Origin of the sequence: Cryptosporangium sp. NPDC048952, assembly GCF_043197895.1 — a bacterium.
GTDB lineage: Bacteria > Actinomycetota > Actinomycetes > Mycobacteriales > Cryptosporangiaceae > Cryptosporangium.
Map to the genome: position 1 here is coordinate 720,447 of NZ_JBICTY010000001.1, position 23,229 is coordinate 743,675.

General features: G+C 69.9%; 24 protein-coding genes. 15 read left to right on the forward strand and 9 right to left on the reverse strand.

What is annotated here, in order from left to right; all coding sequences use genetic code 11:
* Positions 1-93 precede the first annotated feature (93 nt).
* The 5 genes from ACGFY5_RS03315 to ACGFY5_RS03335 are packed head-to-tail and all read left to right on the forward strand — an operon-like array spanning position 94 to position 3,986.
* Positions 94-996 carry a DMT family transporter gene (locus ACGFY5_RS03315; RefSeq protein ID WP_392716806.1) on the forward strand — a complete coding sequence of 301 codons (903 nt, stop codon included), beginning with the start codon at positions 94-96 and terminating at the stop codon, positions 994-996.
* Complete coding sequence (locus tag ACGFY5_RS03320) at positions 993-1,985, forward strand: fumarylacetoacetate hydrolase family protein (protein ID WP_392718631.1); 993 nt, start codon at positions 993-995, stop codon at positions 1,983-1,985. Before ACGFY5_RS03315 ends, ACGFY5_RS03320 begins: the two co-directional genes overlap by 4 nt.
* A gap of 53 nt (positions 1,986-2,038) precedes the next feature.
* The gene (locus ACGFY5_RS03325) at positions 2,039-2,236 is read left to right on the forward strand and encodes a hypothetical protein (protein WP_392716808.1); all 198 of its coding nucleotides are present in this window, start codon (positions 2,039-2,041) and stop codon (positions 2,234-2,236) included.
* A gap of 30 nt (positions 2,237-2,266) precedes the next feature.
* Positions 2,267-2,809 carry an HD domain-containing protein gene (locus ACGFY5_RS03330; protein ID WP_392716810.1) on the forward strand — a complete coding sequence of 181 codons (543 nt, stop codon included), beginning with the start codon at positions 2,267-2,269 and terminating at the stop codon, positions 2,807-2,809.
* Between the two features lie 28 nt (positions 2,810-2,837).
* Entirely contained in the window at positions 2,838-3,986 is a 1,149-nt protein-coding gene (locus ACGFY5_RS03335; RefSeq protein ID WP_392716812.1) for a molybdopterin molybdotransferase MoeA, read from the forward strand.
* Here ACGFY5_RS03335 and ACGFY5_RS03340 read toward each other — a convergent pair.
* On the reverse strand, positions 3,973-4,863 hold the full coding sequence (locus ACGFY5_RS03340; RefSeq protein WP_392716814.1) for a class I SAM-dependent methyltransferase: 891 nt from the start codon (positions 4,861-4,863) through the stop codon (positions 3,973-3,975). The genes ACGFY5_RS03335 and ACGFY5_RS03340 overlap by 14 nt on opposite strands.
* The gene (locus ACGFY5_RS03345; RefSeq protein ID WP_392716816.1) at positions 4,860-5,846 is read right to left on the reverse strand and encodes a helix-turn-helix domain-containing protein; all 987 of its coding nucleotides are present in this window, start codon (positions 5,844-5,846) and stop codon (positions 4,860-4,862) included. The genes ACGFY5_RS03340 and ACGFY5_RS03345 overlap by 4 nt, the downstream gene beginning before the upstream one ends.
* 71 nt (positions 5,847-5,917) lie before the next feature.
* Between ACGFY5_RS03345 and ACGFY5_RS03350 the strand changes: the two genes are divergently transcribed.
* Complete coding sequence (locus ACGFY5_RS03350) at positions 5,918-7,132, forward strand: APC family permease (RefSeq protein WP_392716818.1); 1,215 nt, start codon at positions 5,918-5,920, stop codon at positions 7,130-7,132.
* Here ACGFY5_RS03350 and ACGFY5_RS03355 read toward each other — a convergent pair.
* The 3 genes from ACGFY5_RS03355 to ACGFY5_RS03365 form a co-directional block, all read right to left on the reverse strand.
* The gene (locus tag ACGFY5_RS03355) at positions 7,107-9,404 is read right to left on the reverse strand and encodes a putative bifunctional diguanylate cyclase/phosphodiesterase (protein WP_392716820.1); all 2,298 of its coding nucleotides are present in this window, start codon (positions 9,402-9,404) and stop codon (positions 7,107-7,109) included. The two genes, ACGFY5_RS03350 and ACGFY5_RS03355, sit on opposite strands and share 26 nt — an antisense overlap.
* 283 nt (positions 9,405-9,687) lie before the next feature.
* The gene (locus ACGFY5_RS03360) at positions 9,688-10,437 is read right to left on the reverse strand and encodes a ZIP family metal transporter (RefSeq protein WP_392718633.1); all 750 of its coding nucleotides are present in this window, start codon (positions 10,435-10,437) and stop codon (positions 9,688-9,690) included.
* A complete protein-coding gene (locus ACGFY5_RS03365; RefSeq protein WP_392716822.1) occupies positions 10,437-11,015 on the reverse strand; it encodes a TetR/AcrR family transcriptional regulator in 579 nt (192 codons plus the stop codon). Before ACGFY5_RS03365 ends, ACGFY5_RS03360 begins: the two co-directional genes overlap by 1 nt.
* Before the next feature lie 93 nt (positions 11,016-11,108).
* On the opposite strand from ACGFY5_RS03365, the gene ACGFY5_RS03370 reads away from it, so the two are divergent.
* On the forward strand, positions 11,109-11,450 hold the full coding sequence (locus tag ACGFY5_RS03370; RefSeq protein WP_392716824.1) for a DUF1330 domain-containing protein: 342 nt from the start codon (positions 11,109-11,111) through the stop codon (positions 11,448-11,450).
* A gap of 24 nt (positions 11,451-11,474) precedes the next feature.
* On the opposite strand, the gene ACGFY5_RS03375 is transcribed toward ACGFY5_RS03370, so the two are convergent.
* Positions 11,475-11,957, reverse strand: a complete 483-nt coding sequence (locus ACGFY5_RS03375; protein ID WP_392716826.1) for a type II toxin-antitoxin system PemK/MazF family toxin — start codon at positions 11,955-11,957, stop codon at positions 11,475-11,477.
* Between the two features lie 55 nt (positions 11,958-12,012).
* Between ACGFY5_RS03375 and ACGFY5_RS03380 the strand changes: the two genes are divergently transcribed.
* The 8 genes from ACGFY5_RS03380 to ACGFY5_RS03415 all read left to right on the forward strand — a co-directional run bounded on the left by ACGFY5_RS03380 (position 12,013) and on the right by ACGFY5_RS03415 (position 19,951).
* Positions 12,013-13,020, forward strand: a complete 1,008-nt coding sequence (locus tag ACGFY5_RS03380) for a LacI family DNA-binding transcriptional regulator (RefSeq protein WP_392716828.1) — start codon at positions 12,013-12,015, stop codon at positions 13,018-13,020.
* A 358-nt stretch (positions 13,021-13,378) separates the two neighbouring features.
* The gene (locus tag ACGFY5_RS03385) at positions 13,379-14,713 is read left to right on the forward strand and encodes an ABC transporter substrate-binding protein (protein WP_392716830.1); all 1,335 of its coding nucleotides are present in this window, start codon (positions 13,379-13,381) and stop codon (positions 14,711-14,713) included.
* Complete coding sequence (locus tag ACGFY5_RS03390) at positions 14,713-15,633, forward strand: carbohydrate ABC transporter permease (protein ID WP_392716832.1); 921 nt, start codon at positions 14,713-14,715, stop codon at positions 15,631-15,633. The genes ACGFY5_RS03385 and ACGFY5_RS03390 overlap by 1 nt, the downstream gene beginning before the upstream one ends.
* Entirely contained in the window at positions 15,630-16,478 is an 849-nt protein-coding gene (locus ACGFY5_RS03395) for a carbohydrate ABC transporter permease (RefSeq protein WP_392716834.1), read from the forward strand. The genes ACGFY5_RS03390 and ACGFY5_RS03395 overlap by 4 nt, the downstream gene beginning before the upstream one ends.
* Positions 16,475-17,983 (forward strand): alpha-amylase family glycosyl hydrolase, encoded by a 1,509-nt coding sequence (locus ACGFY5_RS03400; protein WP_392716836.1) that lies wholly within the window; start codon positions 16,475-16,477, stop codon positions 17,981-17,983. The genes ACGFY5_RS03395 and ACGFY5_RS03400 overlap by 4 nt, the downstream gene beginning before the upstream one ends.
* 115 nt (positions 17,984-18,098) lie before the next feature.
* Positions 18,099-18,662, forward strand: coding sequence for a hypothetical protein (locus tag ACGFY5_RS03405; protein WP_392716838.1), 564 nt, complete (start codon positions 18,099-18,101; stop codon positions 18,660-18,662).
* A gap of 116 nt (positions 18,663-18,778) precedes the next feature.
* Positions 18,779-19,537, forward strand: coding sequence for a YcnI family protein (locus tag ACGFY5_RS03410; protein WP_392716840.1), 759 nt, complete (start codon positions 18,779-18,781; stop codon positions 19,535-19,537).
* Positions 19,538-19,600: 63 nt separating this feature from the next.
* Positions 19,601-19,951, forward strand: a complete 351-nt coding sequence (locus ACGFY5_RS03415; RefSeq protein WP_392716842.1) for a hypothetical protein — start codon at positions 19,601-19,603, stop codon at positions 19,949-19,951.
* Here the strand turns inward: ACGFY5_RS03415 and ACGFY5_RS03420 are convergent.
* From ACGFY5_RS03420 to ACGFY5_RS03430, 3 genes are all read right to left on the reverse strand, one after another.
* Entirely contained in the window at positions 19,948-20,310 is a 363-nt protein-coding gene (locus ACGFY5_RS03420; RefSeq protein WP_392716844.1) for a hypothetical protein, read from the reverse strand. The two genes, ACGFY5_RS03415 and ACGFY5_RS03420, sit on opposite strands and share 4 nt — an antisense overlap.
* A gap of 78 nt (positions 20,311-20,388) precedes the next feature.
* On the reverse strand, positions 20,389-20,856 hold the full coding sequence (locus tag ACGFY5_RS03425; protein WP_392716846.1) for a cupredoxin domain-containing protein: 468 nt from the start codon (positions 20,854-20,856) through the stop codon (positions 20,389-20,391).
* Complete coding sequence (locus ACGFY5_RS03430) at positions 20,853-23,144, reverse strand: Dyp-type peroxidase (RefSeq protein WP_392716848.1); 2,292 nt, start codon at positions 23,142-23,144, stop codon at positions 20,853-20,855. Before ACGFY5_RS03430 ends, ACGFY5_RS03425 begins: the two co-directional genes overlap by 4 nt.
* Positions 23,145-23,229: the final 85 nt, after the last annotated feature.

A 23,229-nucleotide genomic window follows, 5' to 3' on the forward strand; every position in this document is an offset into this window, starting at 1 on the left:
GTTGCACAATCAGCGGCTCGATGGCTGCTGGGAGACCGCGGACGGGCCTGTGGGCCGGCCAGGCAGGCTGAAGGTGTGCGCTTCGTTCCTGTCTTGGCAGTTCTCGGGTCCGTCACTTCCCTCCAGCTCGGCGCGGCCGTGGCCAGCGGTCTGTTCCCGACCGTCGGTGCGGCCGGTGCGACAGCGCTGCGGTTGTCGATCGCCGCGCTCGCGCTGGTCGTGCTCGTGCGCCCGCGGGTCCGGTCGTGGACGCGGTCCCAGTGGATCTCGGTCGCGCTGCTCGGCGGTGCGCTGGCCGCGATGAACGGGGCGTTCTACGAGGCGGTCAGCCGGATCCCGCTCGGTGCGGCGGTGACCATCGAGTTCCTCGGTCCGCTGGGGTTGGCGACCGTGCTGTCGCGCCGGCCCCGGGACCTGATCTGGGTCGGCATGGCGCTGACCGGCGTCGTCGTGCTCGGCATCGAGGGGTTCGAGCAGCCGCTCACGGTCGCGGGTGTGTTCTGGGCGCTGGTCGCCGCGGCGTTCTGGGCGGCCTACATCCTGGCCGGTGCGCGCGTCGCCGGTGCCGGTGTCGGGATGGGCGGCCTCGCGATGGCCAGCGTCGTCGCCGGGCTGCTGACGCTCCCGGCCGGGCTGGTGTCGGCCGGGCCGCTGTTGTTCTCCGGGCCGGTGCTGCTGATGGCGGTCGGGATGGCGGTGCTCGCCTCGGTGATCCCGTACTCGCTGGAGCTGTTCGCGCTCGGGCGCCTGCCGAAGAAGACGTTCAGCGTCCTGCTGGCGTTGGAGCCCGCGGTGGCCGCGCTCGCCGGAGCGGTGCTGCTGGGCCAGGGTGCGGGGGTCGGCGCGTTCGTCGCGATCGCGCTGGTGATCGTGGCCGCAGCCGGTGCGACGCTGACCACCCCGGAAACGACTGATGAACGAATGTTCGCAGAGGTGACACCCGGTGTCGGGAACGAGCCGAGCGAACCACCGGCTACTACGCTTCAGGGGTGTTGACGTCGGAAGACGCTCAGGAGGCGACCGTGTCGTTCCCCACCCATGCCGGGGAGTTCGCACTCGGCACCTTCGCCCATGTGGGCGGTCGTCCGTTCCCCGGCCTCGTCGTGGACGGGCGGGTACGTGATGTCTCGCCGCTCGGCCGCACGGTCCGTGACCTGCTCGTCGACTGGGATTCCACGCTCGCGTCGCTGCGCCGGCTGGCCAGCGACCCGCGCGGCGACTGGCGCGGCGGCGACACGCTCCTCGTCCTGCCGCCGCTCGAGCCGGGCCAGATTCTGCAGAGTGGCGCCAACTACCGGCAGAACGTCATCGACCTGGTCGCCGCCGAGCGGGCTTCCGCGCAGGGTGTGACGCCGGACGAGGCCCGCACCGAGGCCGCCGCGATGATGGACGTCCGCGCCGAGAGCGGCACGCCGTACCTGTTCCTCGGCTCGTCACGAGCGATGTGCGGCGCGTTCGACGACGTCGTCCTGCCGCGCGAGGGTGAGCAGCACGACTGGGAGCTCGAACTCGCGTTGGTGATCGGCAAGCCGGGGCGACGCATCCGGCGCGGCGAGGCGATGGCGCACGTCGCGGCCTACACGATCGGCAACGACATCACGACGCGCGACCGGCTCTACCGGCCCGACCTGAAAGCGATCGGCACCGACTGGTTCGTCGCCAAGAACGCGATGACGTTCCTGCCGACCGGCCCGTTCCTCGTCCCTGCGGAGTTCGTCGGTGACCCGATGCAGCTGCGGATCCGCCTCGAGCACAACGGTGTCGTGCGGCAGGACGAGTCGACCAAGGACATGATCTTCGACGTCGCTCGGCTGATCGAGTATGCGTCGACGATCACCGAACTGCGGCCGGGTGACCTGCTGCTGACCGGCTCGCCGGCCGGCAACGGCGCCCACTGGGACGTCTTCCTGAAGCCGGGCGACGTGCTGGAGGGCTCGATCACCGGCCTTGGGGCGCAACGCAATACCTGCGTCGCTGAGGATTAACACCCAACTCAGGACTCATTTTGCATTTTTGTCGGTAGGTGTACCAATTCTCCATGGGGATCAACGCTTACATCGGCTGTCCGGATCTGCAGTGCGACTACCGAGTGCGCTTCCACGCCCCGGACGTCACATCGCCGCCGGAGACGCTGGTCGACGCGTGGACACAGCTGCTCTGGGCCGAGCACCCGATGCATCCCCGGGCCCTCTCGCTCCATCGGAGCCAGACCATTCCTGCCCGACCCGCGTACTGAACCGCTCAAGGTCCGATTTACTCTGCATATATGTCGACCGACATCGTCGTCGCCGCTCAGGAACTCGCCGGAGAACTGCTCGGTGTCGACTCCGAGCGCTGGCGGCACACGGCGGGAGTCGCCGAGCGGGCTTCGGAGCTCGCCGGCACCGTGCCCGTCGAAGACCGATCGTTACTGATTGCCGGCGCGTGGCTGCACGACATCGGGTACGCGCCGGTGCTCCGGTCGACCGGGTTCCACCCGCTCGACGGGGCCGACGGGTTGCGTCAGCGGAACTGGACGCTGCGGGTCTGCGGTCTGGTCGCGTATCACTCCGGTGCGGTGTTCGTCGCGGAGGCGCGTGGCCTGCTCGGTGAGCTCGGGCGGTACGTCGAGGAGCACTCGGCGCTGGCCGACGCCCTGACGTACGCGGACCAGACCGTCGGGCCGGACGGCGTCCGGATGCGGTTCGAGGACCGGGTCGCCGACATGTTGCGGCGCCACGGCCCGGATTCACCCAACGCGCGGGTGCACGCGCGCCGAGGGCCGTACCTCGTTTCCGTCGCCGAGCGGGTCCGCGAGCGCATACTGTAGACACGACCCCGACCGGAGGGGAGTGGCCGTGACAGTGGTGGACCTGCCCACCGGCACGACGAGCTGGCACGAGGCGCGCGATCGCGCACGCCGGTGCGCGAAGCCACTTCCGGCGGAGGACGTTCCGCTGACGTCCAGCGGCAGAGTGCTCGCGGTGACCGTCCACTCACGAACGATGGTGCCCGGATTCGACACCGCCGCGATGGACGGGTACGCGGTGGCGGGGGCCGGGCCGTGGCGGATCGTCGGACGGGTGCTCGCCGGCACCGCCGATCCCGGGCGCGTGGTGCCCGGTACCGCGGTGGAGATCGCGACCGGCGCTCCGGTGCCCGCCGGGACCGAGGCCGTGGTGCCGTACGAGGAGTGGGCCGTCACGTTCGACGTGCCGCGAAAGATCCACATCCGACGCGCGGGGGAGGACCTGCGGCCCGGCGACGTGCTCGCGGACGCCGGCCGTGACCTGACCCCGACGCTGCTCGGGCTGCTCGCGCAGGGCGGCGCGGACACGCTCCCGGTGCGACGTCGGCCGGTGGTGCGTCTCGTGGTCACCGGCGACGAGGTCGTCCAGGCCGGGCTGCCGTCCGCCGGTCAGGTGCGGGACGCGCTGGGCCCGATGGTCGTGGCGCTGATCGAGGCGGCCGGGGCGTCCACTCCCGAGCTGATGCCCGTACCCGACGACTTCTCCCGGCTGCTCGCGGCGGTCACCCAGGAGGGGCCGGACGTGGTCGTGGTGACCGGCTCGTCGTCGGTGGGCCGGGCCGATCACCTGCACGCCGTGCTCGCGGAATCGGGTGCGACGTTGCTCGTCGACGGCGTCGCGTGTCGGCCGGGGCATCCGCAGTTGCTGGCGTCGCTGCCGGGCGGGCGGTGGGTGGTGGGTCTGCCCGGTAACCCGTTCGCGGGGTTGGTCGGGGTGCTCACGCTGCTGCTTCCGCTGCTCGACGGCCTGCTCGGCCGGGTGGAACGGCCGGTGTTCCGCCTTCCGGTGGGAGGGGACGTGCGTCGTCCGGGGACGGTGACCCGCCTGCAGCCCGTGCGGCTCGGGGACGGCGTCGCGATTCCCGTCGCGGACGCGGGCCCCGCCCGCCTACGAGCAGCCGCCGACGCCGACGCCGTGGCCGTGCTCCTCCCCGAGTGGGCCCCGGGCGAGCACGCCGAGATCCTCAGACTCGGCTAGCCACTGCGAAAAAGCGCTCCTCGGCGTCGTCGTAGTGCTCGAGGTGCCAGCCCGCGCGGGTGGTGGACTCGCGGAGGGGGCTCTCGTTGAGGGGCTCGTCGGGGCGTAGTTCGCGGCCGTGGCGGGCGGCCAGCGCGGCCCGGCTCGTGGGCTGGAAGAACGCCAGGCGGCCTCCGGGACGCGTGATCCGTGCGAGTTCGCGCAGCCCGGCGTCCGGATCGGGCAGGTGCATGAGAAGCCCGGCGGCGAAGGCGCCATCGACGGACGCGGTTGCGAACGGGAGGCGGGACGCATCCCCGAGCACGAGCGGAGCGTGCTCGCTGACGCTCGAATCCCGGGCCTCGGCCAGCATCTCGGGCGTGAGATCGAGCCCCACCACGACGCCGGTGGGCCCGGCTGCGGACCGCAGGGCGGGCAACGCGCGCCCGGTGCCGCACCCGACGTCGACCAGGACGCCACCGGCCCGGAACCCCGCCTCGGCCACCGCGGCGCCGTAAGCCGGGAGGTCGCTACCGAACTTGCTGTTCCACGTGGCGGCCTTCGCGGCGAAGAACGCGCGCGACTCGGTGAGGTGCCAGCGGTCGACGTTCGACAGGTGCGCCGCGACGTGCCGGATCACCGGCCAGCCCGGATCCCGCAGGTCCACGACGACGTCCGCGTCGACGCGCGGCCCGGCGGTCGGCGGCCGCACGGCCCGCGGCCCTTTGGCGCGCACGAGCACATCGCCGGTCGGCCCGACCGTGACGCCGTGGGCGGCGAGGCGGCTCGCCAACTCGTCGGAGCCCTCGACGCTGACGACGGCTCCGTCCGGCACCATCTCCGCCACCGACCGCACCACCGCACTCCAGCGGTGCTCCTGGGTCTCGGTCCAACTCACGGGTGCACCCTCGCTCGATAACGGAATACGTGCCGGTACGTCTGCGGCGACACCTCGACCAGCCGCTGGAAGTGGTGCCGCAGGTTCGCTGGCGTTCCGAATCCCGCCAGCCGGGCGATCCGCTCGACCGGTTCGTCGGTGGTCTCCAGCAGCTCCTGGGCTCGCCGCACCCGGTGCTCCACCAGCCACTGCAACGGCGTCGCGCCGAGCGTCGTCCGGAAGCGGCGGGCGAACGTCGTCGGGCTCAGGTGCGCCTGCCGGGCCAGGTCGGCGACGGTGATCGGCTGGTCGAGCCGCTCCTGCGCCCACGCCAGCACCGCACTGAGATCATCTGGCCGCCGTGGGTCACCCAGCCGCGCGGACAGCGGCGTGGGGTGCTGTGCCTGGCTTCCCTGCCGGGGCGGCGGCACGACCATTCGCCGCGCCACCTCCGCCGCGACCGCCGCTCCGTGGTCGAGCCGGACGATGTGCAGGCTGAGATCGATGGCCGCGGCGGTGCCGGCGCTGGTCAGGATCTGCCCGTCGTCGACGAAGAGGACGGTCGGGTCCACCTGCACGAGCGGGAATCGGTGCGCGAAGTCCAGCGCGTTCATCCAGTGCTGGGTTGCTCGCCGTCCGTCGAGCAGCCCGGCCGCTGCGAGCGCGTACCCGCCGCCGCAGAACGAAACGATCCGCTTGCCCGCGGCGTACGCCTGACGCAGGGCGTCGAGCAGGGGTTCTGGCGGTGCCAGCTGGGTGGTGCGGTGGATGCCGGGAATCAGCACGGTGTCGGCCGAGACCAGGTCGTCCAGGTCGTAGGGCGTCTCGATGCCCAACCCGGCGGCGGTGCGCAACGGTCCCGGTTCGGCCCTGCACAGCCGCAGGTCGTACCAGGGGTCCACGATGTCGTCGCGGTCGAGCCCGAAGACCTCGCACGCCACCGCGAGCTCGAAGACGGGCAGGTGGCCGGTCACCGCGACTGCGACGACGTGCGCCTGGCCCATGGCAGGAATTTAGCGCAGTCCGCTCGGATCCGGCCTGTCCGCGACGAACGTCCCGACCGAGGGTGAGAGCCATGAACCTCCTCAACGGCACGGCACTGTACGTCGGCGCAGTGCTCGGCACCGGCGTCATCGCGCTGCCCGCGCTGGCTGCCGATCTCTCCGGTCCCGCGTCACTGGTCGCGTGGGTGCTGCTCGTCGTGGCGTCGGCGCCGCTGGCGGCCACGTTCGCGGCGCTCGGCGCCCGCTACCCCGATGCCGGGGGAGTGTCGACCTACGCCCGGTTGGCCTTCGGTGATCGGGCCGCGATCGTCGTCGGCTGGTGCTTCTTCTTCGCGGTGCCGCCCGGTGCCGCGGCTGCGGCGCTGTTCGCCGGGGCGTACGTGGAGGCCGCGACCGGTGGCGGCAAGGCCCTCACGGCGGTGCTGATGATCGCGGCGGCCGGTGCCGCCAACGCGTTCGGGATCCGCGTGTCCGGGCGGGTGCAGTTCGGACTCTCCGCGCTGCTGGTCGCGTTCATCCTGATCGCGGTCGTGCTCGCGGTACCGCACCTGGACACCGGGAACTTCACCCCGTTCGCGCCGCACGGCTGGGGCGCGATCGGCCCGACCGCCGCGTTGCTGGTCTGGAGCTTCGTGGGCTGGGAGGCCATCACCCACCTCACGGCGGAGTTCCGGCGGCCCGCCCGCGATCTGCCGCGTGCCACGGCGGCCGCGGTGGTCGTCGTCGGAGTGCTGTATCTGGCAGTTGCTGTTGCCGTGATCGGGGTGCTCGGGCCGGCTGCCGGGGAGTCCGCCGCGCCGCTCGGCGAACTGCTGGCCACCGCGCTCGGCGGGGACGCGCGGATGCTCGCGACGGTCGCTGCGCTGCTGCTGACGTTCGGCACGATCAACACGTACTTCGCCGGGGCGGCCAAGCTCGGGTCGGCGCTCGGACGCGACGGTGCGCTGCCGACGTGGCTCGGGCGGGGAAGCAGCGCGGGTGCGGTGCCCCGACGCAGCCTCGGTGTGCTGGTCGTCGGTGTGTTCGTGGCGCTGGCCGGTGCGCTGGTCGTCGGTATCGGGCCGGGGCCGCTCGTGCTGGTGACGACCGGGCTGTTCGTGACCGTGTACGCGGTCGGCGTCGCCGCGGCGGTGAAGCTGTTGCGCGGCCGGCCCGTCGCCGTTGCTGCGCTGGGCATCGTCGGAGCGCTCACCGTGCTGACCGGTAGGTATCTGGTCTGGGCGGCGTTCGTCGCGGTCGGCGCGCTGCTCTACCTGCGATTCAGGCGGATCCCAGTGACGCGCTGATGTCGGCCGCCGGCACGGGCTTGCTGTAGTAGTAGCCCTGGCCGAGGTCGCAGCCGAGCAGGCGCAGGATCCGAGCCTGGCCGGGCGTCTCGACGCCCTCGACCACGGTGCCGAGCCGCAGCCCCCGCGCCAGCTGCACGATCGCGCGGACGAGCGCGAACTGCTGCGAGTCGTACACCTCGTCGCAGGGGACGAACGCCCGGTCGATCTTGATCGCGTCGATCGGCAGCGTCTGCAGGTAGGCCAGCGAGGAGAAACCAGTGCCGAAGTCGTCGATCGCGACGACGACACCGGCCTCGCGGAGTGCGGTGAGGTGGGCGATCGCCTGGGTGCGCTGGGTCCCGGCGCCGACCAGCACGCTCTCGGTGATCTCCAGCGAGAGCGCACCCGGCGGCAGGCCGCCGTCAACGAGCGCCGCGCGGACGACGTCGGCGAAGTCGGCCTCCCGCAGCTGGTGCACGGAGACGTTGACCGCGAGCCTGGTGCCGTGGTCCCGATGCCACGCGGCAGCGTCCCGGCAGGCCTGGCGCAGCACCCAGGTGCCGAGCGCGACGATCAGGCCGCTGTCCTCGGCGACGGGGATGAACTGGTCGGGGCTGACCGACCACTCCGCCGTCTCCCAGCGGGCGAGCGCCTCGACGGTGACCCAGCGGTCGCTCGCGAACTCCACGACCGGTTGGTAGAAGACCGAGAGCTGGTCGTGCTCGAGCGCGTCGCGGAGACGGTCGACCATCCGGGCCTGAGCCAGGTGCCTGGTGCGGAGCTGGGGGTCGTACGTGACGAGCTGGTCGCGGCCGGCGGCCTTCGCCGCGTACAGCGCCAGGTCGGCGTCGCTGAGCAGGCGGGCGGTGCCGGTGTCCGGCTCCAGCGGACGCAGGCCCAGGCTGGCCGCGGTGTAGAGCTGGTACGGCCCGACCTGGAACGGACGCCGCAGCGCCGCGAGAATGTCCTGAGCGTGGCGGGTGCTGTCCGCGTCGGGGGTGCGGACCAGCAGCACGGCGAACTCGTCGCCGCCGAGCCGGGCCAGGGTGTGCGGCGTCCGCACGATCGTCAGCACCCGTTCGGTGATCGCGAGCAGCAGGTCGTCGCCCACCTCGTGGCCGTACCTGTCGTTGACGTCCGCGAATCCGTCGAGGTCGAAGAGCAGCAGCGAGCCCGCCTCGCCGTCGGCCAGCGCCTCGTCGACGGACTCGTTGAACAGCGTGCGGTTCGGCAGGCCGGTGAGCGGGTCGTGGGTGGCCTGGTGGCTCAGCACCTTGCGCAGCGTGACCTGCTCGGCCAGCGCGGTCTCCAGGGCATCGGTGCGTGCGTCGAGTGCGGTGGCGCGTTGCTCGGCGACGCGGGCGAACGCGGTGAGCCGGAAGACCAGCAGTATCGCGGTGACAGTCGTGGCGACCAGCGGCACCGCGACGTCCAGGGCGTCGATCTCGGATCCGTGGTTCAACTGGCGGATCAGCGCCAGCGCGGCGGCCGCGGGGCCGACCAGGATCAGCAGCACGTAGCCGCGTGCAATGACGCCCCGGCTCGGGCGCGTCATCGGAGTCGGGTCCATCCCGCCGGACGGATGCATCGCGGCCGCGGCAATCAGCACCGTCGCGACGAGCCAGCCCAGCATCGACGGTTGCGGCCCCGCGACGACACCTTCGTCGAGCCGGGTGGCCATCGCGGCCGTGTCGCCGGTCAGCAGCACCAGCAGGGCGACCACGGTGAGGATCCCGGCCGGCGACCGTTTGCCGAGCGTGAGCAGCCGACGGGAGGTCGTGGTGACCATCAGCAGGTCGAGCATCGGCAGCAGCGACGCGGCCACGGCGACGATCGGGTCGATCCGGGACGAGTCGAGCGCGGGGTCGATGACGCCGGACCAGGCCAGCACGACGACGGTGCAGGCCAGGATGCCGACTTCGGTGACGTTCGTGAGCTTCGCCCGGTACCGCCCGTGCATCGGGAGGATGCCGAGCGCCAGGGCCAGCCCGAGGTAGGCGATCAGGTAGAGCCAGTCCACCGGGAGCGAGACGCCGAGGTCGAGTGCGGCGTCGGCTCTTCTGACGAGCTTGGTGACGGTGACCAGCGCCACGGCGCTGAACACGAGCCACACGATCGTGCGCTGTGGCGGTCGGTTGATCCGGAGTCCGAGGGCGAACACGGCCAGCGTGGCGATCTCGACGACACTGCACAGGATCGGCCGTGCGTCGGCGGGCGCGACGTTGACCGCGCCGATGGCGATCGCGCCCCCGACCAGGGCGACGATCCACTTCCGGTCGGACTGTGCCACCTTCCGAAATGTTTCGGAGGGTGGCGCTGCTTCGGGGGTGATCCGGCCCCCGTCGAGGGTCAGGTCATCGGCGCACTTCTCGGCGTGCGCCTTCGGTCTCTCCACAAGTGACGCCAAGACCAATCACACCCCCGGCATCGCCAGTGTCCGGTCGCCCCACCAGTTGACAACCATGGCACCACGGACGCGCGTCCGCGTGCAAAACTCCGGCAGCAGTTCCAATCTTCTGGCCGATTAGGACAGACACGCATTTCTGTGCCGCAATTTGCCGACCAATCGGGGGTCAGGCGCGGTGGATCGCGAATGCGGCGAGGAACCCGAGTGCGGTGACCAATCCGGTCAGGATCTGGGTGCGGGCGAACGCCTCGGGAATCATCGTGTCGGCGATCATCGTCAGCATCGCGCCGGCGGCCACCGCGGTGATGACGGCGAGCACCGTCGCCGACGCCCCGCCGAGGGTGGCGTAACCGAGCAGCGCGGCGACGCCACTCGCGACCGCGATGCCGCCCCAGACGCCGAAGACGTAACGGGCGGGGCGACCTGCGGCTTTCATACCGGCCGCGCTCGACAGGCCTTCGGGGATGTTCGAGATGAACACCGCGGCGATGACGGCCGTGCTGACCTGCGCACCGCCGAGCAGGCTGACGCCCAGCACGACCGACTCGGGAATGCCGTCCAGCAGGGCGCCGACCGCGATCGCCAGGCCGCTGCCCCCTTGTTGCTGCTCAGAGGGCTGTTCCTGGCCAGCGCGTTTGCGATGACGTCCACCTCGGCGGTCCAGCGCGACGTTGGCCAGGACGTAGACCACCGCGCCGACGAGGAAGCCGACTGCGGTCGGGCCGACCCCGGCGTCGTCAGCCGCCTCAGCGACCAGGTCGAACGCGAGCGCGGAGATCAGGACGCCGGCTCCGAAAGCCATGATCGCCGCGACGATCGAGCGCCGCACCGGTACCCACCACGCGACGGCCGCGCCGATCACCAGTGCTGCGCCGCCGAGCAGGCCCCACAGTCCGGCTTGCAGCCACGTGGGGATCACGCCGGATCGGTTTCGGGCCAGGAATGGAATGCCGTATCGAGTGTCGTGACGAGGCGATGAAAAGAACGATCGACGTCCTGTGGCATACCGAAACCACCGTCCGCTTCCAATGACACGAATCCGTGCAATGAACTGCGCAGTGCGCGCGTGGCGTCGACGGCGTCGTCGCCGCCGAGGTGGTAACCGGAAAGGACCGCGTAAATCGTGGTGAGCGCGCGTTCGCCGGCCCGGACGTGATCGGGGTCGTCCGGATCGGGGGCGCGGGTGGTGGCCGGGTACCGGCCGGGGTGGGTGCGTGCGTACGCGCGGTAGGCGTCGGCCATCGCACGGAGCGCGTCGGAGCCGGAGCGGCCGACCGCCGCCTCGGCGAGGTCGTCCGCGAGTTCGCTGCTGGCGAGGGCGGCGATGTGCTGGCGCAGGGCGTCCAGGCCCTTGACGTGCTTGTACAAGCTGGGCAGCGCGACGCCGAGCCGCTGGGCGACCATCGCGAGCGTGAGCTTGTCGAGGCCGACCTCGTCGGCCAGGTTCGCGGCCTCGGCCACGACGATCGCGGGGGTCAAACCAGCTCTGGGCACGCCCTGAAGCTAATCCGCTTAGCCTCCGGCGTCCACTACCGCTTACCTCCGACGTAATCGACGTGGCGCACGGCAGCGGGGAACGTGGTGGGCATGGCTGCTTACGCGCTAGCGCACCTGTACGAGCTGTCCAACCACCCCGAGGTGTTCGAGTACATCGAGCGGATCCAGTCGACGATGGATCCGTTCGGTGGGCGATTCCTCGTTCACGGGACGATGCCGGAGGTCATCGAGGGGGAGTGGCCCGGGACGCTCGTGATCATCGAGTTCCCGGACGTGGACAGCGCGCGGGCCTGGTACGCCTCGCCGGCGTACCAGGAGATCCTGCACCTGCGCACCGACCACATCCCCGGTGCGGCGATCCTCGTCGACGGGGTCGGTGCGAACTACGACGCGGTCGCGACGGCGCACAAGCTCCGCGCCGCCGTCCGATGACCGGCCGCAGGCGACGCGACGGGGCTAGGCCCAGTTGTATTCGGTGCGCAGTTCTTTGGCGACGGCGTCGAAGCGGTCGCGGGGCAGGATCGCGCCCTCGCGACGGATGCCGTCCTCGTCGACCTCGATGACCCGGTCGAGCCGGATCCAGCTGGGCCGGTTCTCCCGGTCCCACTCCCCGGCGCCGAGCGCGAACCAGTGCCGCTGACCGTCCCGGTCGCTCTTCGACGAGAGCATCAGGCCGAGGAGCTTCTTGCCCCGGCGTCCGACGACCAGCACCGGCCGGTCCTTGCCCTGGCTCGGGTCGTCCTCGTACGGCACCCACGTCCAGACGATTTCGCCCGGGTCGGCGTCGCCGTCGAGGTTCGGCGCGTAGACGAGGTGCCGGCCGCTCGACGCCGGCATGCCACCGTTGACCCGCGCGGCCACCTCCGCGGGCGACGGTTCGCGACGCGTCGCGCGCTTCGGACGGAGTTTGCTGAGCACCTTGCGGAGGGTTTGAGCCACGGGAGAACAGTAGCGAACACGAATCGCTGTCTTGTTTTTGCGCTATTTTGCAAACGTGACGAGGCGGCTTGCGGAAGTAGCGCAGAAGGTCGGCGTCAGTGAGGCCACGGTGAGCCGCGTCCTGAACGGACGACCTGGGGTCTCGGACGCCACGCGGGAGGCCGTGCTCACCGCTCTCGACGTGCTGGGATACGAGCGCCCCACCCAGTTGCGCGGGGAACGCGGGCGGCTGGTCGGGCTCGTGCTCCCCGAGCTGCAGAATCCGATCTTTCCGGCGTTCGCCGAGGTGGTCGGGGACGCGCTCGCCCAGAAGGGGTTCACGCCGGTGCTGTGTACCCGCACCGCGGGTGGGGTGAGCGAGGCGGAGTACGTCGACCTGCTGCTCGAGCAGCACGTTTCCGGGGTCATGTTCGCGAGCGGACTGTTCGCCCAGGCCGACGCCGAGCACACGCACTACGAGCGGCTCGCTGCCCGGCGGCTACCGGTGGTGCTGGTCAACGCCGGGATCGAGAGTCTGCGGTTCCCGCGGGTGTCGTGCGACGACGGGGTTGCGGTCGAGCAGGCGCTCGGGCACTTGCGTTCGCTGGGCCACGAGCGGATCGGGGTCTTGCTCGGCCCGGTCGACCACGTGCCGTCCCAACGCAAGCTTGCGGAGTTCCGCACGATCGCGGGAGAGCTCGGCGTTCCGACGCCGCCCGAATACGTCGAGAATGCGATGTTCTCGTTGGAAGGTGGACAGGCCGCGACGGCGAAGTTGATCGAGCGTGGCGTCACCGGGGTGATCTGTGCGAGCGACGTGCTGGCGCTCGGAGCGGTGCGGGCCGCGCGGCGGCGTCGGCTGTCGGTTCCGGGGGATCTGTCGGTGGTGGGGTTCGACGACTCGGCGTTCATGAACTGCACGGATCCACCGCTCACGACGGTGCGCCAGCCGATCGAGGCGATGGGGCGCGCCGCGGTGGAGCTGCTCGCCAACCAGATCCGGGGCGTCTCGGTAGCCCCCGACGAACTGTTGTTCGAGCCGGAACTCGTCGTCCGCGCCTCGACGGCGCGCCCGCGCTCGTAGCTCCGCCCCGCACCCCCCGGACGACGCCCGCGCCCTCGGGGCGGCGGCCGGGCGACGCAGGGGTGGGCGATGGTGCGCGGCAGCGGCGCAACGGTCTTGCGCCGTCTGACTGGGCGCCGACGCAAGCCGCGAAAAGTGGTGCCGTGTGTGGCGTCGATCTGAGGCTTTTAAGGCCTGTTGACCGCTGACTCCATTCAGGAAATGCGTGACCAAGTCGAGATCTTGCGAGTTTTGATCAAGTTATTGCGCTGTTGAGTTGGCCGACCCTATGGTCTGCGGCACGCGCTCTCCGTAACCACCCCGCAACGCGGTGAGCGCGGTGGGGTGTCGCCGCTGCCACGACGAAGGGCACTCAACGATGAGAAACCGCGCAGTCAGCGCGCTCTTAGCGACCGGTCTGGTGCTGGCCGCTGCCGCCTGCACCAGCTCCGACGACGACTCCAGCGCGGGCGGGAAGACCCGCATCACGGTGAACTGCGAACCGCCGAAATCCGCCGCGATCGACCGGCGCAGCTTCGAAGAAGACATCGCGATTTTCGAGAAGCAGAACCCGGACATCGACCTCGTCGCCCACGACGCGTTCCCGTGCATGGACCCGAAAACATTCGACGCGAAACTGGCCGGCGGTCAGATGGAGACCGTCTTCTACGTCTACTTCACCGACGTGGCCAACGTGGTCAAGCGCAAGCAGGCCGCTGACATCTCGAAGTACGTCGACGCGGTCAAGGGCTACGGCGACATCCAGGGCTCCGTCACCGGCATCTTCGAGAACGATGGCAAGACCTACGGGCTGCCGCGCACGAACTATTCGATGGGTCTGATCTACAACAAGGCGCTGTTCACCAAGGCCGGCCTCGACGCGTCGAAACCGCCGACGACGTGGGAAGAAGTCCGGACGGCCGCCAAGAAGATCGCCGGGCTCGGAAACGGCACCGTCGGTTACGCCGACTACAGCGCGAGCAACCAGGGTGGCTGGCACTTCACCGCCGAGATGTACTCGCAGGGCGGCACGATGGTGTCGGAGGACGGAAAGAACGCCACGGTGAACACACCCCAGGGCAAAGCCGTGCTCCAGACCCTCAAAGACATGCGCTGGACCGACAACAGCATGGGCTCCAAGCAACTGCTGCAGATCACCGACGTCCAGCAGATGATGGGCTCCGGCAAACTCGGCATGTACCTCTCCGCGCCCGACAACATCCCCGAGGTCGTCAAGAAGTTCAACGGCTCGTACGACGACCTGGCGATCGCGCCGATGCCCGGCAGCAAGGGCACGCTCCTCGGCGGCGACGGCTTCATGTTCAACCGCAAGGCGACGCCGAAGCAGATCGAAGCCGGCGTGAAATGGGTCGAGTTCCAGAACCTGACGCCTGGTACCGGCGCGAACAACTGGGAGCGCGCCGCGCGGAACAAGGCACCGGTCGGGTTGCCGCAGCCGAACCTCTGGACCGGTCCCACCGCGGACGCGGACAACAAACTCAAGGCGCAGTTCGCGAACGTGCCGGTCGAGAACTACGAATTGTTCCAGTCGACCGAGGTGCCCGGGAAACTCGAACCGCCGCAGGCACAGCAGATCTACTCGGTGATGGACGGCGTGATGTCGTCGGTGCTCACGAACCGCAACGCCAACATCGACAAGTTGCTCGCCGACGCGTCGGACAAGATCGACCGCCTGCTGGCGAACCAGCGCTGATGGCTGTACTGACGACGACGGTCCCGCGGCTCGAAACGGGTCGCGGGACCCGATCGGTCCGCCGGATCAAAGACAACCTCACCGCGTACGCCTTTCTCGCCGGTGGGCTGATCTGCTTCGGGTTGTTCTCCTGGTATCCGGCGGTGCGTGCGCTGATGCTCGCGTTCCAGCAGTCGAATTCGGTGGACGAGGCGACCTGGGTCGGCCTGGACAATTTCCGGCTCCTGTTCGAGGACCCAGAGTTCGGCGCGGCCTGGCGCAACACGTTCGCGTTCACGGCGCTGGCGCTGGTGATCGGCTTCGCCGTGCCGTTCGCGCTCGCCGTGCTGCTCAACGAACTGCGGCACGCGAAGACGTTCTTCCGGATCGCTGTGTACCTGCCGGTGATGATCCCGCCGGTCGTCACCGCACTGCTCTGGAAATGGTTCTACGACCCGGGCCCGGGCCTGTTCAACGAGGTGCTCCGGTTCCTCCATCTACCGACGTCGAACTGGACGAACTCGACTTCCACGGCGTTGGTATCGCTCGTGCTCGTCGCCACCTGGGCGAACCTCGGCGGCACAGTGCTGATCTATCTGGCCGCGCTGCAGGGCATCCCCGGAGAGCTCTACGAGGCCGCCGAACTCGACGGCGCCTCGCTCTGGCAGCGGATCCGGCACGTGACGATCCCGCAGACCCGGTTCGTGATGTTGATGCTGCTCTTGCTACAGATCGTCGCGACGATGCAGGTCTTCACCGAGCCGTACATCATGACCGGCGGCGGGCCGGAGGACGCGACGATCACGGTTCTCTACCTGATCTACAAGTACGCGTTCGTCTATCTGGACTACGGCAGTGCGTGCGCGTTGAGCGCGATGTTGCTGGTGCTCCTCGGAGCGTTCTCGGCGGTGTATCTGCGGCTGACGAGGGAGTCGACATGAGGACGCTGATTTCGGCTTCCGCGCTGGCCCGCCACCGCGTTCTCTATTGGACGGTGTTCGGCGGGGTCGTCGCCGGCTTCGTGCTCGCGTTCCTGTTCCCCGTCTACTGGATGGTGGTCGGCGCGGTGAAGTCGCCCGACGAGCTGGTGCGGACGCCGCCCACACTCGTGCCGTCGCAGTGGCACCCGGGGAACTACCGGGACGCGTGGAACACGCTCGATCTCACCACCCATCTCGGCAACACGGTCATCCAAGCCGCCGGGGCATGGGCGCTGCAGATCGTGTTCTGCACGCTCGCCGCGTATGCGCTCTCGAGGCTGCGGCCGGTGTTCGGGAAGGTCGTGCTCGGCGGGATCCTGGTGACGATCATGGTCCCGGCGTCCGCCCTGCTCGTGCCGAAGTACTTGACGATCGTCGATCTGAATCTGTTGAACAGCCCGCTGGCGATCTGGCTGCCCGCGGTCGCGAACGCGTTCAACCTGTATCTGCTGAAGCGGTTCTTCGATCAGATTCCGTCCGAGTTGCTCGAGGCGGCCGAGATCGACGGTGCGGGCGCGATTCGGCGGCTGTGGCACGTCGTTCTTCCGCTGTCGCGACCGGTGCTCGGCGTCGTGTCGATCTTCGCGGTCGTGGCGGTCTGGCAGGACTTCCTCTGGCCGTTGCTGGTCTTCTTCGACACGAGCAAGTCGCCGATCAGCGTCGCTCTGGTGCAGTTTTCCAACGACGCGCCGGTGAGCCACGTGATCGCCGGAATGGTGATCGCGAGCGTGCCGATGGTCGCGTTGTTCCTGGTTTTCCAACGGCACATCATCGCCGGGATCGGTGCGGGGAGTCTCAAAGGATGACGTGGTGGCGCAGTGCCGCGATTTATCAGATCTATCCGCGGAGTTTTGCGGACGGTAACGCCGATGGGGTCGGGGATCTCGCTGGCGTTCGGGCGCGGTTGCCGTACCTGGCTTCGCTGGGAGTGGACGCGCTCTGGTTCAACCCGTGGTATCCGTCGTCGGGGGCGGACGGTGGCTACGACGTCATCGATTACCGGGACATCGATCCTGTCTACGGCACGTTGGCCGAGGCCGAAAAGCTGATCGCGGAGGCCCGTGAATTCGGGCTGCGGACGATCGTCGACATCGTTCCGAACCACGTCTCGCACCTGCATCCGTGGTTCGTGAACGGGCGCCGGGAGCTGTTCTGGTTCCGCGACCGGCCGAACAATTGGAAGTCGGAATTCGGTGGTTCGCCGTGGACCCAGCTCCCCGACGGGTCCTGGTATCTGCACCTGTTCACCGCCGAGCAGCCCGATGTGAACTGGACCCATCCGCTGGTGCGCGCCGAACACGAGGACGTGCTGCGGTTCTGGTTCGACCGCGGGGCGGCCGGGGTGCGGATCGATTCGGCGGTGTTGCCGGTGAAGGATCCTTTGCTTCCGGATCAGGTCGACGGGGAGCCGCATCCGTTCGTCGACCGGGACGAGCTGCACGACATCTACCGTTCGTGGCGGGCGATCGCGGAATCGTACGGGGCGATCCTGATCGGAGAATTGTGGCTACCTGATGCTTCGCGGTTCGCCAAATACCTGCGTCCTGATGAATTGCACACCGCGTTCAACTTCGACTTTCTCGCGTGCCCGTGGGACGCCGCGCGCCTGCGAGCGTCCATCGACACGACGTTGGCGGCACATGCGCCGGTGGACGCGCCCGCGACCTGGGTGTTGTCCAACCACGACGTGACGCGGGTGGTCACGCGGTACGGGCGTGCGGACACGTCGTTCTCGTTCGGGGCCAAGCGCGCCGGGGTGTGGTCGGATGTGGCTCTGGGCACCCGCCGGGCCCGGGCCGCCGCGTTGCTCGCGATGGCGCTGCCCGGTGCGGTGTACGTCTACCAGGGGGAGGAGCTCGGGCTTCCCGAGTACGAGGTGCCCGCGGATGCGATCCGCGACCCGATGCACTTCCGGTCCGGTGGGGTGGATCCCGGTCGGGACGGGTGTCGGATTCCGCTCCCGTGGAGCGGTGCCTCCCCGCCGTACGGTTTCGGATCGACGCCAACGTGGTTGCCGCAACCGGATGGGTGGGAGGGGTTGACCGTGGAAGCTCAGGACGGGGCACCGGACTCCATGTTGAACCTGTACCGCGGTGGTCTCCACCTGCGCCGCGCGTTCGGCGGCGGCATGGCGTGGCGAGATGCGCCCCCGGGTGTCCTCTCGTTCGCCCGAGCCCAGGGCGGCTCCTGCACAACCAACTTGTCTTCGACGCCGATCCCGCTCCCACCGGGCGAGCTGCTGCTCTCCAGCGTGCCCCTGGAAGACGGCCTGCTACCACCAGACGCAACAGCCTGGCTCACCCCGGCCTAACCGGCGCCGCGCGCTGCCGCCGCCTCCGCCGCGCGCTCTGCGGCGGAGGAGGTTTAGGCGGTACTTAAGCAAGCGAGGCGGCGGTTACTCGGCGTTGATGTGGGACGATCGGCCCATGACGAGCCAGGGTCTCGCGCGGGAGTCGCGCGCCGGGGTGTTCACCCTGGTCTGCCTGAGCTTGTCCGTCGCCATGCACACCTGGGTCGCGGGAGCGCTCCCGTCGCTCCCCGCGATCGCCGCAGGTGCAGGCCTCGTGCTCCTCGTCGCCGTCGCCCTCGCCGGGCGGGAACGCCGGTTCCCGCTCATCGCCACCGTGCTCCTCACGGCACAGGCCGGGCTGCACTACCTCTTCGAGGCGCTGCCCCACGCCGGTCACCACGGCGAGGCCGCCTTCGCGAACGTGCCGCTCTCAGCGGGAATGGTGCTGGCCCACCTCACCGCCGGCCTCCTCACCGCCCTCTGGCTCCGCGGCGGCGAGGCCGCCGCCTGGCGCCTCCTCAGCGGTATGGCGAGGGGCGTCGCGCCGTTGCGCGGCCTCTGGTTCCTTCTCCTGACGCTGATCAGGCCGACGTCCCGACCGGCGTTGCTCGTCGCGGCAGCCCGCGAGACCGTTCGCCCCACTCCGGGCTGGCGCCACAGCGTGATCCGCCGGGGCCCGCCGCACCTCCTCGCGGCCTGAACCCCCTTCATCACAGCGCCTGAGCGTCCCGCTCCGGTGCTTCCGCGCCATAACGCGTACACCGACCTGGCGCGTACCGAATTCGTCTGTGCAAATCCCCCGAGAAAGGACCTGAAATGACGGTAACGACGGACCGGCGACCCACCGGCCGCCTCCTGGCCCGCGCGGCAGCGGCCGTGCTCGCCACCGGCGTCGCGGTGCTGGGCCTCGCCGGACCGGCGTCCGCGCACGTCCGGGTCGACCCGGACGAGGCCACCCAGGGCAGCTACGCCGCGCTGACCTTCCGCGTGCCCAACGAGAGCTCCACCGCGGCCACGACGAAACTCGAAATCGCGCTGCCGGCCGACGCCCCGTTCGCCTCCGTGTCGGTCAAGCCGATCTCCGGCTGGAAGGCCACGACCACCTCGGCGAAGCTCTCGAAGCCGATCGACGCGCACGGCACCCAGGTCACCGAGGCGGTCAACCGGGTCACGTTCACCGCGACCAGCAAGGCCACCGGAATCCAGCCGGGCGAATTCCAGGAGTTCGAGCTCTCGGTCGGCCCGTTGCCGGAGGACAAGGACAAGATCTTCTTCAAGTCGCTGCAGACGTACTCGGACGGTCAGATCTCCCGCTGGATCGAGGAGCAGACCGGCAGCGAGGAGCCGGAGAACCCGGCGCCCGAGCTGACGCTGGTCAAGGGCACCGCGGACGGCGACGGCCACGGTGACGCCGAGCCGAGCGAGGCCGCCGCGACGTCGTCGACCAGCGACGACTCCGGCAACGGGCTCGCGATCGGCCTCGGCGTGGCGGGTCTCGTCGCCGGCGTGGCGGGTCTGATCGCCGGCCTGATGGCTCTGCGACGCTCCACCGCGTCGTCCGCTTCCGAGTCCTGACCAACTTCGGGTTCGGGCCGTCGCTCGCCGCGACGGCCCGAACCGTTCGACGCAGAGAGCACCATGCCCCGATCGACGTCGTTCCGCCTCGAGCACGTGGCCATCGACCTGGCTGAGTTCACGCCCCACCGGACGATCGAGGACATCGACGTTCGTGGTGACGGGCGCGCGGTGCCCGGTCTGGTCGCACGGTTCTACCGTCGGCCTGCCGGGCAGCGTGTGGAGTCGCTCGGCCACTACACGTACGAGGGACGCGACACGCTGCTGGCGTGGGGCTGGGTCGGCGATCCGCACTGCGCGTTCCACGCCGTGGGTCGTCCCGGGCAAGGCTGGGACACACCACGACCCGGCTGTCCCCGGGCCGAGTTGATGCTCGACCCCGACAACCGGGTCGTCGGCATGCTCCTCGTCTAACGGGTGGCCGTTACTTCCTGGGCACGGGCCGAGCGGCGGACCACCGCGACGGAGGCCAGGGTGAGGGCCAGGCCGCTGGTGAGGGCGATCGTGTGCATCACCGGATCGGCGATCGGCACGAACGCCACCACGGCGACCGGAAGCTGCAGGCCGGCGATGAGCGCGAGCAGCGCGCCGCGGTTCCGGCGACCCCAGAAGTACGCGGTCCAGAGCGGTGCGGTGACCACCGCGAGCGTGAGCACGTCCAGTACGGAGTGCAGGTACGGGTTCGTGACGCGGTCATGGGCGAACGCCGAGGCGGGCGCCGCTACGGCTAACACGGTCAGTGCTCCGGTGAGCACGATCAACAGTCGACGCACGACGTCCTCCTAGGCTTGGTGCATAGGGGCCCTCACTGATCGAGATTAGGCGATGACCGTCCGTGGAGGAAGGCTGTCCTAAGTGTTGTCTTTCGGGGTCACTTCCAGGACGCCACGCATGCCGCTCTCGGCGTGGTAGACGCACGGGAACGGATACTCGCCGGGCTTCTCAACCGTCACTCGCAGCGTCACGGTCTGCCCCCCGTTGACGTTGCCCGCGGTGGTCTCGGCGACGGTCATGTCGTGCGGTGTCACGCCGACGTTCTGCAGGCGGAACTCGATGATGCCCGGCTGGGCACGTACCCGGTCCGGCTCGAACTTCAGCTCGTCGGTCATCGTCACCGTGATCCGCTGGACGCCGTCCGCCCCCCGAGTGGCGGCAACCGCGGGAGCCGCCGACGTCGCCGTCGCTGCCGGCGCAACCGACCGCCCGATACCGCCCGGCCCACCCTCCGGCCCCCACGAGGCACACCCCGCGAGCACCAACACCCCAGCCGCTCCCGCGATGCTCCCGATCCGCCCCAGCACGGCGCGGCGGGGGCTCACAGTCCCAGCTCCTTCAGGAGACGCTGGCCGATGTGTTCGCCCTTGGCCGTGCCTCCCGGCATCGCGAAGAGGGCGCTGGTCTCGTGGCGGGTGAACTGGCTGAGCCGGTCGTGCCCGGCGATCAGGTTCCGCTGCACGGGGATGAACCCGGCGCGGGGATCGGCCTGCCACGCCAGGAAGATCAACCCCGCCTCCATGCCCCCGCCCGGCAGCGGATCGGCGAACGAATAGCCCCGGCGCAGCATCGACGCGCCGGAGTTGAACGCGGCGGTGGCGAGTCGCATGTGCGCGTTCTCCGGAATCAGTGGCTGACCGTCCGAACCCCGTTTGCCGAAGTTCGCCGCGGTGGTCTCGACACCCCCGGACAGGGGCGCGCCACTGTCCTTCTTCCGGCCGATGACCTGCTCCTGCGCGGCGACCGGCTGTTTTTCCCAATCGTCGAGCAGCATCCGGATCCGCCGGACGACGAGGTACGAGCCGTTCGTCATCCAGCCGTCCGCTGCGAACACCTGCTTGCCGAACGTCGATTCGGTGGGTTTGGGGTTTTTGGTGCCGTCGAGTTGTCCCATGAGGTTGCGGACGGTCGCGCCCTCGTTCGTCGTGACGCCGCGGCCACGGGTGAAACCGGCGAACTGCCAGCGGGGTCTCGCCACACCGGCGGCGAGTTGCTCGAGCGTGCGGAGCGCGGAGAAGACGACGACCGCGTCGTCGGCTGCGACGACCACGCCGAGGTCGCCGTTGCTGCGGGCAGGGTCGAGGGTCTCGCCCGGGAACGCGGGGAGTGGCGCCAGTGCGGCTGGCCGGGCGGTGGCCGGGAGGCCGGCCTTGCCGAAGATGCTCGGGCCGAACCCGACCGTGATCGTGAGGGAGGCCGGGCCGCTGTCGGCGGTCATCGTGTCGGTGCGTTCGCTGGCCGGGCGCCCGGCGGTCAGGGCCTCGGCGGCGGTGGTCCAGCGTTGCAGCAGTCCGCGCAGTGCGGCCGCGTCGACGCCCGGCGCCAGGTCGAACGCCGCGACCCGGGCGTGGGCCTGGCGTTGGTTCGGGGTGGCGATCCCGGCTTGGCGGGCGCCGTGGAACGGCACGGTCTGACTACCGACCGACCCCAGCGGCACGGTGTTGACCTCCGGTATCGCGGCCGGTGGGTCGGGGTTCGCCGCCGCCTGCAGCCCCGCCCCGGCCACCGCGCCGGCCCCTCCCGCCACAGCCAACCCGACCGCCTGCCGCCGACTGATCCGCGTGCGGCTCCCCACCACGAGGGGTTCCGGCTCGACCACCTCGTCGTCTGAGTCAAGTGCTTCCGGTTGCGTAGAACGTCCACGGAAGAGGTGAAGAGCCAAGGCGCCCACCAGGCCGAGGCCGGCTCCGAGGCTGACCGCGACGGCGAGTCGGTCCACCACCAGGGGCAGAACCGTGGGTGCGGACGAGCGCCAGAAGACCGGCAGGTCGGGGACGCCGGACGCAACCGCGACGCAGACACCGACGATCGCGGCAGCCCACGGACCACCGTCGTGCCGGCGGATCAGCAGCCAGACGGCGAACCCACCGATCGCCCACACCGCGACCTGCGGCAGCAGCGACACCACCTGGTTCGACTGTTCCAGCAGGGCCACGCCGATGCTGTGCGCGGCATCCGAGACGACTACCGCGCCCACCACGACGGGCAGTGCCCACCTCAAGAGCAGCGCAGGAACGACCAGAAGCACTGCAACGGCGACGAACCACCCCCACGGTGCCGGGCCGGGCACCCACGCGAGCGTACCGGTGCCGGTGAGCGCCTTTCCGGCGTAGTCGAGCGTGATCGTCCAGTGGCTGATCTCGTGGAACTCGTCGGGGGCCTGGCTCACGAGGGGTGGGAGTGACGTCTGCATCCAGTGGGTGCGGTGGTCGTGCCAGCGGAAGGAGTTCTCGTTGGAAAGCTTTCGCCAGCTCGGCGGGGTGCGTGGATCCGCACTCGCCGGGACGGTGGTCACGCCGTAACGGTCGGCGTTGACGTAGTAGGCCGGGGAGTTCTCGTTGACGAACACCCCGTCCGGGCCGATCTTCGCGTACGGCTCGTTCTGGTACCCACGCACGACGACGTCGGTATCGGTTGTGTTACGAGCTTCGAGCTTGCTCCCGTTCTCCACGACCCGGAGCTCGACGCCAGAAACCCCGTCATAACGGTCGAGCGTCGTGCGGAAGTTCGTCGCACCGACACCGCCGACGGTATGCGCCGCCGCAGGCCCGGCGCCGATCGCGAGCAACGCCGTGACCAGCGCACCGATCACTGCGACCCGACGGACCCACATGCACGAACCCGCAATCACTAGGGGAGGACGTCCGGGAGTTGGTCGCTCGGGCGTCGCCTGCAGTTCCCCGAAGATCGAGATCGTC

What these genes read in the sequence shown, in the direction of transcription:
- ACGFY5_RS03325 (WP_392716808.1), top strand. Translation starts at nt 2,039, where the DNA reads ATGGGGATCAACGCTTACATCGGCTGTCCGGATCTGCAGTGCGACTAC.
- ACGFY5_RS03330 (WP_392716810.1), top strand. Translation starts at nt 2,267, where the DNA reads ATGTCGACCGACATCGTCGTCGCCGCTCAGGAACTCGCCGGAGAACTG.
- ACGFY5_RS03345 (WP_392716816.1), bottom strand. Translation starts at nt 5,846, where the DNA reads ATGGGCCAGGCGCACGTCGTCGCAGTCGCGGTGACCGGCCACCTGCCC.
- ACGFY5_RS03350 (WP_392716818.1), top strand. Translation starts at nt 5,918, where the DNA reads ATGAACCTCCTCAACGGCACGGCACTGTACGTCGGCGCAGTGCTCGGC.
- ACGFY5_RS03370 (WP_392716824.1), top strand. Translation starts at nt 11,109, where the DNA reads ATGGCTGCTTACGCGCTAGCGCACCTGTACGAGCTGTCCAACCACCCC.
- ACGFY5_RS03385 (WP_392716830.1), top strand. Translation starts at nt 13,379, where the DNA reads ATGAGAAACCGCGCAGTCAGCGCGCTCTTAGCGACCGGTCTGGTGCTG.
- ACGFY5_RS03390 (WP_392716832.1), top strand. Translation starts at nt 14,713, where the DNA reads ATGGCTGTACTGACGACGACGGTCCCGCGGCTCGAAACGGGTCGCGGG.
- ACGFY5_RS03395 (WP_392716834.1), top strand. Translation starts at nt 15,630, where the DNA reads ATGAGGACGCTGATTTCGGCTTCCGCGCTGGCCCGCCACCGCGTTCTC.
- ACGFY5_RS03400 (WP_392716836.1), top strand. Translation starts at nt 16,475, where the DNA reads ATGACGTGGTGGCGCAGTGCCGCGATTTATCAGATCTATCCGCGGAGT.
- ACGFY5_RS03405 (WP_392716838.1), top strand. Translation starts at nt 18,099, where the DNA reads ATGACGAGCCAGGGTCTCGCGCGGGAGTCGCGCGCCGGGGTGTTCACC.
- ACGFY5_RS03410 (WP_392716840.1), top strand. Translation starts at nt 18,779, where the DNA reads ATGACGGTAACGACGGACCGGCGACCCACCGGCCGCCTCCTGGCCCGC.
- ACGFY5_RS03415 (WP_392716842.1), top strand. Translation starts at nt 19,601, where the DNA reads ATGCCCCGATCGACGTCGTTCCGCCTCGAGCACGTGGCCATCGACCTG.
- ACGFY5_RS03430 (WP_392716848.1), bottom strand. Translation starts at nt 23,144, where the DNA reads ATGTGGGTCCGTCGGGTCGCAGTGATCGGTGCGCTGGTCACGGCGTTG.